General features: G+C 38.5%; 10 protein-coding genes and 1 pseudogene. 4 read left to right on the top strand and 7 right to left on the bottom strand.

Annotated elements, in window-relative coordinates; translation table 11 throughout:
* Positions 1-45 precede the first annotated feature (45 nt).
* Positions 46-687, bottom strand: coding sequence for a uracil-DNA glycosylase (locus LMF32_RS08570; protein WP_230524499.1), 642 nt, complete (start codon positions 685-687; stop codon positions 46-48).
* A 119-nt stretch (positions 688-806) separates the two neighbouring features.
* Positions 807-1208, bottom strand: a pseudogene (locus LMF32_RS08565) (PTS transporter subunit EIIC); the annotation flags it as partial.
* Positions 1209-1214: 6 nt separating this feature from the next.
* On the opposite strand from LMF32_RS08565, the gene LMF32_RS08560 reads away from it, so the two are divergent.
* Positions 1215-2267 (top strand): ROK family protein, encoded by a 1053-nt coding sequence (locus LMF32_RS08560; RefSeq protein WP_230524498.1) that lies wholly within the window; start codon positions 1215-1217, stop codon positions 2265-2267.
* 66 nt (positions 2268-2333) lie between these two features.
* On the opposite strand, the gene LMF32_RS08555 is transcribed toward LMF32_RS08560, so the two are convergent.
* From LMF32_RS08555 to LMF32_RS08545, 3 genes are all read right to left on the bottom strand, one after another.
* Positions 2334-2768, bottom strand: coding sequence for a GNAT family N-acetyltransferase (locus LMF32_RS08555; protein ID WP_230524497.1), 435 nt, complete (start codon positions 2766-2768; stop codon positions 2334-2336).
* Positions 2769-2828: 60 nt separating this feature from the next.
* Complete coding sequence (locus LMF32_RS08550; protein WP_230524496.1) at positions 2829-4607, bottom strand: DUF2207 domain-containing protein; 1779 nt, start codon at positions 4605-4607, stop codon at positions 2829-2831.
* A gap of 288 nt (positions 4608-4895) precedes the next feature.
* Positions 4896-5603, bottom strand: coding sequence for a DsbA family protein (locus LMF32_RS08545; protein WP_230524495.1), 708 nt, complete (start codon positions 5601-5603; stop codon positions 4896-4898).
* Between the two features lie 153 nt (positions 5604-5756).
* Here LMF32_RS08545 and LMF32_RS08540 point away from each other — a divergent pair, with 153 nt between their 5' ends.
* From LMF32_RS08540 to LMF32_RS08530, 3 genes are all read left to right on the top strand, one after another.
* Positions 5757-6197: a YtoQ family protein gene (locus tag LMF32_RS08540; protein WP_230524494.1), complete on the top strand. Its 441-nt coding sequence runs from the start codon at positions 5757-5759 to the stop codon at positions 6195-6197.
* Between the two features lie 225 nt (positions 6198-6422).
* Entirely contained in the window at positions 6423-7733 is a 1311-nt protein-coding gene (gene brnQ / locus LMF32_RS08535; protein WP_230524493.1) for a branched-chain amino acid transport system II carrier protein, read from the top strand.
* Positions 7734-7938: 205 nt separating this feature from the next.
* Positions 7939-9405 (top strand): hypothetical protein, encoded by a 1467-nt coding sequence (locus LMF32_RS08530; protein ID WP_230524492.1) that lies wholly within the window; start codon positions 7939-7941, stop codon positions 9403-9405.
* A gap of 72 nt (positions 9406-9477) precedes the next feature.
* On the opposite strand, the gene LMF32_RS08525 is transcribed toward LMF32_RS08530, so the two are convergent.
* Positions 9478-10692 carry an OFA family MFS transporter gene (locus LMF32_RS08525; RefSeq protein ID WP_230524491.1) on the bottom strand — a complete coding sequence of 405 codons (1215 nt, stop codon included), beginning with the start codon at positions 10690-10692 and terminating at the stop codon, positions 9478-9480.
* Positions 10693-10932: 240 nt separating this feature from the next.
* Positions 10933-12324 (bottom strand): Fe-S cluster assembly protein SufB, encoded by a 1392-nt coding sequence (sufB, locus tag LMF32_RS08520; RefSeq protein WP_230524490.1) that lies wholly within the window; start codon positions 12322-12324, stop codon positions 10933-10935.
* Positions 12325-12346 lie beyond the last annotated feature (22 nt).

The raw sequence follows: 12346 nt of genomic DNA, 5'->3' as shown, positions 1-12346 counted from the left end.
TGTCTGATACTAGATGAACCGAATATACCGCTACTTTCTTATTGATTAATTTAAATCCTCTTTTATTTGTTTCACTCCTGCAACAAATTCTTTCTTTCCACCTTGTGCAGGATGTCTTACTTTTTGACATTTTATACCTAATTTAGTTAAGCTTTCATATGCTTTATTTCCCATAGCTATTATCTCTTCTATTTGATACAGTCGGACCAAATCTAAAAGGAAGGGCTCCCCTATCATCAACTCCTTTTTCGTAGGCATACGATTGCTTTTTTCTTCATTTATTCTGTGCGGATGAAACGGAAAAGCATTCCACGATAGAAAAACCAACTCCTCTTTTAGCATCGTTTCCCAAATAATCGTAGCCGTCGCTTCCTTCAACAATTTTTCTTTCTCTATCGGCAATTGGTAGCCGTTTTCTTCGCCAAATAGGATCAACCCTCCCTTATTATGCATCAATAAATATTCACTTGTAAAAGGGACACCCGTCAAACGGCTCCCTCTATAACCAGGCGCTTCTCCTACCAACATTATTTTTGGCTTAACATTTGCCATATGCTGCAAATAAATTCCTAAGTTCTTTCGTCTGACGGAACTTTCTGGATAATCATCAGAATATTGGTTATATACATTTGATGGCACGTTAGTTGTTGCCAATTTTTGGATAAATCTGTCTATTTCATCTATCATAACTTCCTCCTTTTTCGCATCATTCTCGCCTAGTGGTCTTCTATTCTTAGAATATAACAAAAAAACTAGAGCATCACACCTTAAAGGGTGCGATACTCTAGTATGAGTTTACTGTTTACTTAGGCTTCTTCTAAAGGTAGTTTCCCTAATTCTTGAGCTTTGAATCGTTTCTCAACCGCTAAGATAAACGGCAAGTATAGAAGAACATCTAGGACAATCAAAACGATTTGCAGGATAGATCCACTAATACTTCCTGTTACTAAGAAACCACTGATAATAGGCGGCATCGTCCATGAAGCAGCTGTTCGAGTCAACGGAACTAATCCTGAAGACATGGCCAAGTATGCTACAACAACGTTGATCATAGGTGCAATAACAAATGGAACAAACAACATGACATTTAATACGATAGTAACTCCAAACATCGTCGGTTCATTGATATTAAATATTCCAGGTACCACTGTAATTGGAGCCAACACTTTTGTTTGTTGACTGGTTTTTTTCTTACGAGCGAGATAACCGGTCAATTGATTTCAGAAAATTTGATTCATGAGATTGGAGAAGAAGTAACCACTGAAACAAAATCTGGACGCAGAAAAATATTATGGATGATTTCTAATGCACATAATTATTACATCGGTATTGAGCTGTCTGAGAAATTCTTTTCTTTTGTATTGAGCGACAACAAAGGAAACAAAGTAAAAGAAAAAGTCATCTCGTTTCAGACTTCTGCTGAAAAGGAAACATGGAACACCACCAAACTCATCAAAGAATTGAGTACTTTTTTGGAGTTGTGTAAAGAATACAACCCTGAAGCCATTGGTGTAGCATTACCGGGTCACTTTGATAAACAGAGCTGTACCATATTAACCAATAATCCTTTTTGGAAAACATTCACCTTAAAAGAATTAGTGGACAACAGTCCTTTACCCATTTATTTTGAAAACAACGTACAAAGCATGGCGTTAGCAGAACGTATTTTTGCGGAATGCCATAGAGATCATAATTTCGCTGTGCTCCACGTAGGCCGCGGAATGTTTTGTTCTTGCATTTGCGAAGGAGAACTTTATGGAAAAAACAATGTATTGGCAGGCGAGATCGGCCACACAATTTCTCATCCAGATGGCGAACTGTGCGAATGTGGAAAAAGAGGATGTCTCCAAACATATGCCAGTGAAGCATGGATCATCAAAAAATCACAGATTCTTTATCAAAACTTTGACAACACTTATCTTCGTCAACTGGCTGACACCCCTGGGGATATTACCATTGAAACCATTTTACGTGCTTATGCTTTAGGTGATGAAGGGGTAATAACGATCCTGCATAACGCTATTAAATATTTGTCTATTGCCATCAACAATATTTCTATGATGATTGATACAAAAACGATGATCGTTCATGGTCAGCTGTTCGATGAGCCGCAGTTGATAGTTCTTTTAAAAGAACACTCTGATCGGCATGTCATGATATTAGCTGCAGAACGCAAGTTAAGCATTGAAATAAAACCTTACTCTACTACAAATGGTGCCTTAGCCGCTTGTGGTTTATGCGTACAAAAAAACTTATTAACTGCTTAAGCACATACTATCTTCATTCTACAAACACAAAAAAAGAAAGCTGAATCCAGCTTTCTTTTTTTATGTTCATAACTCTTTGAAAAATCTTTTCTGTAATTTGTCTGCTTTATAACCAATATGTTCATAGAATTTATGCGCTTCTTTTCTATGTTCAGCTGAATTCAACCGAATCCCACTGTAGCCTCTTGCTTTAGCTTCTTGCTCTAACTGCTTCATCAACAAAGTTCCTATACCGTTATGTTGATACTCTTTGTCTACTGCGAGTGCCATGACATTGAACATGGGTTCAGCGTACGTATTTTCATAAACTTCCGCATGAACATATCCTGCTACCTTTTTAATGCTTTCTTCTTCAAAAGCTAAAAAGTAATGATGCTGGGTATCCTCCAACAATCGTTTCAGCTTTTCTTGTGTTGAAGACAAAGGAATAGTGTATCCTAATTGATCTTGATTCAACCGGTTAAGCTCCACCCCGTCTGAAAAAGTTAAGTGTCTGATCATTTGATCTCCCCGCTATATGAAAGTTTTTTGACGTTGTATGCTGCATTGTTGGAGTCTCTTTTATCGAGCTCCCCCTCCGCCGCCTCCACCAGCACCTGCTCCGCCGCCAAAGGAAGTCGCTCCTCCAGTTCCGGATGCTCCTGATGAAGTACTAGAATAAAATCCTCCACTAGCCAAACCGTCAGACCAGTTGCTTCTGAATCCTGTCATGCCATTCCAATACCAATAATGATAAATGAAATTCCCATCATCATATCCGTAATCATCGTTTATTGGGTCGGGAACCATTTCTTTAAACTGGGCAGTGATTTCCTCACTTCTGGCATATAAAATGTTCCATAACAGAAACTCTTCCACACTGAATGGATTTTCTCTGTTTGCAAACCCTTCTAACTCAATTTCTTCCAAATAATTATCGAATTGTACTAAACGATCGAATAACTGATCTCCTTCCGGACTAGCGACTGCAACTAAATGCTTAGTTCCCCAAACCTTGATTTCTTTAAAAGAAACCAGCTTTTCTTTTTCTAGATACTCTGTTGAATAAGTCGTTAAATAATTTGCAAAGGTCTCCACTTCTTTTGCATTCTTTTTAGCCCATTTTTTGATTCTGTCATCCCCGACTACTCCATTGCTGTTTGCTGCATCTAACAGCATCAACCATAATCCCATTTCATAAGACTCATTGCTAGTCTCTAAATTTTCTACATGATCTGAAAATGACTCTGGATGCAATCGACGTTCTTCTTCATACTGTTGAATAGTGATCTCTGTATCAAATTTTTCTCCAAAAATAGAATCATCTTTAGAAGCATTGATCAAGATACGTTCCTCAGTGACCCACTTCAGTAAATAAGCGGAGAAATAGTCTTCAAAATAGCCCTTCTGGAAATCTTGCAGCAAGTATGCGATGCCTGCAATATCTTCTCCGTAATAGGGTATTTCCTCATATAAAATTCCTTTATTGTCTTTCATTCTTTCTAAACCAGAACGCATCCGCCCTGCTTCTTTTTTGGCTTTATTCACTTTGACGGCAAACGCTGTTGCCCCTACAGCGGCTCCTCCACCAACCACTGCCATGCCAATTGCGATGGCTATAGGGATAGCATCGGAAGGATCATTGTACGCCGACCCATTCATAGCCATTTCTCGTTGTTCTTCTAAAGTATCATCCACACTGACTTGAGTATTGAAAAATCCTGGCTGAAATTGTAACAGCACCGTTACATCATTACTGTCATCCACTTCTTCATCGGCTTGCCAAACGATTTTATCGTCTACCAATTCGATATCCCCTTCAAATCCAAATCCCCAAAAACGGACATTGTCTTCCGTAAAAGGTTCAGGACCAGAAATCTCCACCGTTAAATTTTCTGCCGGTATATCAGAAAATGTGTCAAAATTCCATAATAAAGCTTGTCCATCTTCTAGTTCACGCACCAAATTGGATAAAGCGTAAGAAATGTGATACTCATTTGGTCCATAGTCACCGATACCCCACACCAATTCTAATCCGTCATCTGTCTCAATGACACCATATTTCCCAGCTTTTTCTTCTCTGGAATCATCTGAATCCCACTCTGCCACTTCTTCAAAGCCTGCTACTTGAAACCCCAGCAACTCTGAATCTTGCATTTCTTCTAATACAATAAACAATTCCGTTCCTTCGTCCATATTCATCTGACGGTACTCTTTCACCACCCCTGAACCATCTTCCAGCAACTCTATCTCAATTTTTATATCCGACAATTCATTTTCCGCAAAAACCGTTTCTCCAAAGGCTAAACTCAGCAACAACGCCGCACCGATACCTAAGATTCTTTTTATCCTACCCCTCATAACTTATACCCAACTTTCCAAAGTTCAATTGAACTTCTTTTTTTGATGGAGCTTTTGATATGTAATTAAGGATGTGCTGAACCAATTTCTCCTATATTGCTCCAGCACTTCTTTACGTATGTTATCCTAATTGAATTTTAACAAAACAATTGGTCCGAGTACAATGGTATCCTATATATTGATTCGCTAATTCAATCTTCCGTTGCTAACAAAAAAAAGCTTAAGTTTATTCTAGTAAAGATTTAAAACCTTTACTAGAATAAACTTAAGCTTTTTAGTACAAAATAGTTAGTCACAGATCCATTGGCCATCAATCATATTGCAAGCTGACGCATCCGTTCCCATCAATTCTAATCCTTTTAACTGGAACCCTTCTTCTTCAGCGATTTTTTCAATCGTTTGCTCAATGACTTCTTGCGGTTGCGCTCCGCTGATCAAATATTTTTGATTCACCACTACTGCAGGTGCTCCCTGGATACCGTAATCCTGAACTCTTTGGAGATCTTCTCTAACGGCTTGTTCGGTTTCAGGATCTTCAAACTGAGTTCTCCACGCATCAAAATCAATAGACGTTTGTTTGATGACTGCTTCAATAACCGTTAAGTCGGAAATATCTTTGTTTTCCACAATCAACGCATGTTGTAAACCGTCGAAAACATCCCAATACGATTCTTGATCAGCTATGATCCCCGCAGCTTTAGCAGCTTTCAATCCATTTTTAGAGGTTGGAAATAAGAAATCTTGCTCTTTCATTCCTTCGATATTAAATCGGTGTTCGTCATCATTTTGATTGGCACTTTCCCAATGATGCATCACTTCAGGTTTTACAGCTTCATGTGAACCAAACATTTGAACAAATTGCTCTTTTTCCCATCCTAAAGCAAATGACCGGTGCACGATGTCTAATTTTGGATATTTCTTCGCTACTTTTCTCATTCGATAAGACATTGGAAAACAAAAACTGCAAATCACATCATGAAAAAACTCTACTTGCATATCAACACTCCTTGTCGTTTGCGTTATTTCACCCTTTTCAATTTACTTACTTATTGTAACTTAAATACTTCTCCTTATCAACAACTCTTATTTTCAGCAAACTAGTTCCAAATACTATATGATAGAAGTAATACATCTAAAAGGAGAGATACTATGGATTTAACTGTCTATTTAGCAGGACAAATTCACGATAATTGGCGTGAAGATATCATCAAACTAGTAAAAGAAAAGAACTTGCCTTATTCCTTTGTAGGTCCGCAAACCAATCATGATCTATCTGACAACATCGGAGAAGAAGTATTAGGAAAACAACCCAACAATTTGTTTAAAGACCAAGCAGCCAGTGATATCAATAACTTCAGGACTCAAGTATTGATGCAAAAAGCGGACATCGTTATTGCTCTATTTGGAGAAGAATATCGTCAATGGAACACGGCGATGGATGCTGCTGCAGCTGTCAACACGGGTAAACCCTTGATTATTGTTCGCCCTGAAAAGTTGATCCATCCCTTGAAAGAATTGTCTAACAAAGCCAATGTAACAGTGGAATCGATTGATCAAGCTGTGCAAGTCTTGGAATATGTTTTTCGATGATGGAGAATGTATACTGATCTTCTATTTTATTAAACGCTGGGTTCTTATTTAAAGAATCCAGCGTTTTCTGTATTCATTAAAATAAATATCTATACTCGTCCATTGTTGATTCAATTTCGCACGTTATATTTTTATGCATATTGACTATTCGCGCCATTTCTGAGATATTCCTACTATTGTGTATTGATACATGTAATTAGTTTAATTTTCATTGGAGGCAATTTAATGCAAAGAAAAGATATATTTGTAGTTGGTTTTATGCTTTTTGCGCTGTTTTTTGGTGCTGGAAACCTGATTTTTCCAACCGCTTTAGGTTTTCAAAGTGGAGAATATTTTTTATCAGCTATTTTAGGCTTTATTTTGACCGGTGTCGGTCTTCCTTTATTAAGTGTCATTGTCGGTTCTATTTCAGAAAACGGATATAGAGGATCATTGAAACAGATTCATCCGGTATATTCCATTATTTTTTTAATCGTTGTTTACTTAACGATTGGCCCGTTTTTCGCCATTCCCAGAACAGCAACAACGGCTTATGAAATTGGTGTTGTTCCTTTTTTACAACAATCGACAAGCATGAGTTTATTTTTCTTTTCAGTGCTCTTCTTTTTATTGGTTTTATTTGTGGCACTAAACCCGAACAGCTTAGCAGATAATATAGGAAAATATTTAACGCCTACTTTATTAGTAACGATTCTTATCCTTATTATTCGAACAATAACGATGTACTATTCAAACGATCCTCAAGCAGCTGATGTTTCATTTGAATTGCAAGCTCCTTCCATTATAGGCTTTACTGAAGGTTACTTGACGATGGATGCCATCGGGGCAATTGCTTTTTCTATTATCGTTTTGAATTCTATACGAAATTTAGGAGTAACGAATCGGAAGGATTTGCTGATTGGAACTGTGAAATCATCGTTTCTAGCTGCTCTATTACTTGGCCTGGTTTATGTCGGTTTAGGTTGGATGGGTAACCGGATGATGTTGAATACCGGTCTTCCTGAGAAACAAAATCTCGGTACTTTTTTATTGCAATATGTCTCAAATGAAGCCTTCGGTGCTTTAGGGATTATTTTGCTTGGAACAATCGTTTTCTTAAGCTGTTTGACAACAGCTACAGGCTTGATTTCAGCAGTCAGTGAATACTTTAATAGTTTGTTTCCAAAGATTTCTTATAAAACTTTTGCAGTACTATTTACAATCGTCTCATTCATATTAGCTAACCAAGGTTTGGATCAAGTCATCAAAACAAGTGTACCTGTTTTAAATGTGATTTATCCAATCGCAATGAGCACGGTTTTGCTTCTTTTGTTTACGTACTTCATTCCCTCACCACGCCTCAGTTTGCAAATACCGGTTATAGTAGTTTCTCTTATCAGTTTACTTTCCATGGTCCATGCAAATGGTTGGCTTCAAGCAGATTGGCTAAAAATATTACCACTTTACTCTTATCAATTGGAATGGATTCCTCTACTGGTCAGTGGATATGTCATGGGGTACTTAGCAGGAATGAAACAACCAAAAGTCACCTATTAAATTCCTGAGAGATGGAGCTGGGAAATAACTCCCAGCTCCTTCATTTTTACGAATTTTGGTTTCGTAAACGCCTTTTTTCCCACTCTCTTATTTTTTGCACTGAAATCTTGTTGTGACAAACATGTGCAATTTGAATGATCTAACGGTAAAATACATTCTATAATGGACATGAAGTAGTCACTACTTTAATAAGGAGACAACTGAATTGAAAAAGAAAAACTTTAAGTGGAGAGCTATGGTTTTCAACCCAATCGTTTTAGTCGTTTATGGTATTGGCTGCTATTATTTGTCTTTTCTTGCTTGGTATGGTGGTGTTGCAAGAAGAGCACCAATCATACTGGCTACTTTTGGCAGCTTGCTGCTTTGGTTTGGTTGGTGCTTTTACCGATACAGAAAAAATCGTAATGTCGCTAAAAATACTGCTGACAACAAACGACTGACATCTATTTGGGAAAAATTTTGTAAATGGTGGTTTAGGATAGGCCTTTTTTCTTTCACCTTCATTACCCTCGTTACAGGATTCCAAATTTATCAAAGTGCTATCCCTTTTCAAGGAAAGTTAGCTTTTGTCATACACGATTTTTTCAACACTCGTGATATAGCATTCGTACACAATAATGTCTATGAAGATGGCTTAGACGGCTTACTTGTCGATCTGCAAACTGAATTGGAGTTGCCGGAAGAACTGTATCTTTCTAATGAATTTGATTTCACATTCAATAGTGACGGTGAAATTACTTATATATACAGTTTCTTTTATGGTCTTGACGAAAATAAAGAAACGAAAAGTTTTTTATTGAGTTATGATCGTGAAAAAAGCGAGGACATACGTGTTTACTTAAATGGGTTCGCTGATCCAGCTTTTGAGGATACGATGAAATTACAACCTTTGATTGACGGCATAAAAATTCTTCCCCTAAAAGAAACAGTTGCTGAGTGGGGCGAAGAAACGGTCGGCATTTATTATGCTGGTTATCGAAGTTGGGGATACAACACAGAAGGTATTGTTTATCTTGATCAAGAAGGAAATACTCTTCCACTAACAGATACTTCTAATGAAATCACAGGTTATACGATTTCTCTATACGCACCTGATAATGATAGTAAAACACCTATGCGCTTTGTAGATTTTTCTACTGCTGGAACACTTCAAGAAGAAGTTACCATTGAGACAACTCAGCCGCAAAATGATGGCGAAACCTTTTTCCTTAATAAACAGTTAGGGTATCAATTGACCGTCGTTGACTCCGCGGCCGGTTCTCGCTTTTACACCTTGAATCAGTCATTGGATGGCGGAAATACTTGGGAGCTCATCAATCCTAATCCTTTTTTAGATGATTTGGGCGTCTCTACTGGAATCACCTTTATCAATGAACAGCTGGGTTTCATCGGTTTATCTCATAGTGGAGGAAGTTACTCGGAATTGTATCGCACAACAGATGGTGGAGCGACATTTGAAAAAGTAGAGATTCCTCCTGTACAAGTTCCTTTAACGGAAACAGAAAAATACAATCCGTTTGATTTTCCCGAAATGCCATACGAAGATAATGGAGATCTCTTCCTTCCGGTCGGCCAAGGACAAGATGGAGACTACAATAAAGCTAGTCACTTACTTTACCGGTCTACTGATGACGGAAAAAATTGGGAATATGCAGAAGAACTATTCTGGTAATAAAAAAACCATGTTGGATGTCTTTCCTATAAAGATACCCAGCATGGTTTTCTATTTAATTAGTTTATACAATTAATTCTGTTTAACGGCTTTTTGTTTTACATTACTTGCTTTGTTAGCTCTGTTCATGTAGAACAAAATCATTCCAGCTCCCACAAGCGCCATTCCTGCTGAAATCAATAGCGCCATTGAGTAAGAACCTGTTGATTCTCTGATGCTTGAAGCAAGCGATGGTCCTAAAATCGATGCGATTCCATAAGCCGTGAACATCCAGCCATAGTTAGAAGCTGATTTTGATGCTCCACAGTTCTCTGCTGTGATTCCAGGGAAAGAACCTAAGAACCCGCCAAATGATAACGCGATAAAAATCAATCCTGCAATACCGGCAACAGCTCCCAATGTGTTCGCAAAATTTAATAAGATCAATCCAGTTCCTGAAACAATAAACATAATCATAACTGTTTTGCATCTTCCGATTTTATCTGAAACTGAACCCCAGAAAATTCTTCCTAATGTATTTGCCAGACCTACGACCATGACAATAACCGCTCCTGCTCCTAATGAGTAATAAGAAGCTAAGTTAGCTGCGTGACCAATGACCATTAATCCACTTGTTGCTGCAAATGTATAAATTGCCCATAAAATCCAGAAGTTTGAATCACGAAGCATTTCTTTGTAATTTTTGTCTTTGTCAGAGGTTAATCCAACAACTTTTTCTTTTACAGGTGGGTTTTCCATTACAAAAGATGATGCACAAATGACCACCAATAGAATTCCGCCTAAGATTTTAAAGGTATCATTTACTCCTACACTCTCAATCATATTTGTAGCGATTGGAGCCAGCAAAATCGCTCCAGATCCGAATCCAGCTGCCGTCAAACCACCAGCCAAACCTTTTTTATCTGGGAACCATTTTACAGTTAAGGCTGTAGCCGTTCCATATCCGGCACCGATCCCTAACCCTAAAATCACTCCATAAGTTAAATACAACATAATAATGCTGTTTGCAAAACCAGTTAAGAACATTCCTAAACCAAACAACAACCCAGCCGCAAGAACGACTTTCTTACCGCCGTGTTTGTCAACGATTGGTCCGCAAATGATCATCCCAACCGGAACCATCGCAAATGAGATACTAAACGCTAAAGACGTTTCACTCAACGTCCAATCCGTATTGGTCTCTAATAAAGCCGTTTGGAACACTGACCAAGCATAACCTGCTCCTAATGCCAAATTTGTTATGATAGCTGCAATCAAAATTAACCAACGATTCTTTTCTTGTTTCATCTACCTTCCTCCTATAATCTTAAGTAATATGACTCCGTTTTATAAAGCGTTTTCAATTACATATTCTATAGAGGAATGATTGAAGAAACCACCAAGTAAAAGTGAACTCTATGATAAGAATTCCTTATAGGCATTAGCATTACTATTAACATTACCCTAAAACAAAATCCTTTAATAAAAAATAAATCCTAGGATCTATTTTCTTAATAGCATCCTAAGATTTATGAGTGTATACCTATACTACCCCACTGACCCTTCCATCTCATAAGCGATCAATCGGTTCAATTCTACTGCATATTCCATTGGGAGTTCTTTCGAGAACGGTTCAACAAATCCCATGACGATCATTTCAGTGGCTTGTTGTTCCGTTAAACCTCGGCTCATCAAGTAATAGAGTTGTTCTTCCGATATTTTTGAGACTTTGGCTTCGTGTTCCAGAGAAACATTTCCGTTGTGGATCTCATTGAACGGGATCGTATCAGATTTAGACAAGTCATCCATAATAATCGTGTCGCATTCAATATGAGAAATCGACCCACCGGAATTTTTTCCGAAAGTTACTTGTCCGCGGTAGTTGACTTCTCCGCCATCTTTCGCAATCGATTTTGAAACGATAGAACTGGAAGTGTTCGGAGCATTATGAATCATTTTGGCTCCCGTATCTTGGTTTTGTCCAGCTCCTGCCATCGCAATGGACAACATCGTTCCTCTGGCTCCGCGTCCATTCAATGCAATGCTCGGGTACTTCATCGTTGTTTTGGCTCCAAGGTTGCCATCGACCCATTCCATCGTCGCTCCTTCAAGTGCGACAGCTCGTTTCGTTACCAGATTGTAAACGTTGTTCGACCAATTTTGGATCGTAGTGTAACGGCAGTACGCGTCTTTTTTGACGACGATTTCTACGATAGCCGCATGCAGACTGCTGGAAGAAAACGTGGGTGCTGTACACCCTTCTACATAATGCACACTCGCTCCTTCATCCACCACGATCAGCGTCCGCTCAAATTGACCCATCGCTTCATCATTGATACGGAAGTACATTTGCAAAGGAACATCACATCGGACACCTTTCGGCACGTAAATAAACGTTCCGCCAGACCAGACAGAAGCGTTTAATGCAGCCAGTTTATTGTCCGTTGCCGGTACGACTGTCCCAAAGTGTTCTTTAAAGATTTCCGGATACTCTTTCAGTGCTGAATCTGTATCGGTAAAAACGATCCCCAGTTTTTCGAATTCTTCTTTCATGTTGTGGTAAACGACTTCCGATTCATATTGTGCTCCAGCACCTGCTAAATATTTTCGTTCTGCTTCTGGTATTCCTAAGCGTTCAAAAGTTTCTTTGACTTTCTCTGGTACATCGTCCCAACTGCGTTCAGGTTGATTGCTGACGGTCTTATAATAAGTGATTTCATCAAAGTCGATTGCTGATAAATCCGCTCCCCATTCAGGCATAGGTCGTTTCAAAAAGTGCGAGTAGGCTTTTAAGCGATAGTCCAGCATCCACTCCGGTTCATTTTTGCGTTGCGAGATTTCTCTGACTGTCTTTTCCGTAAGGCCTTTTCCAGTCGTGTAAATAGAATCCACGTCATCATGGAACCCATATTGATACTGTTCGCGTTCAGGTACTTCCATTTGTTCTCCTCCTTACAATTCT

It is taken from the genome of Desemzia sp. C1 (assembly GCF_020882875.1).
GTDB lineage: Bacteria > Bacillota > Bacilli > Lactobacillales > Carnobacteriaceae > Desemzia > Desemzia incerta.
This window is presented reverse-complemented; position numbering and strand designations above follow the sequence as displayed.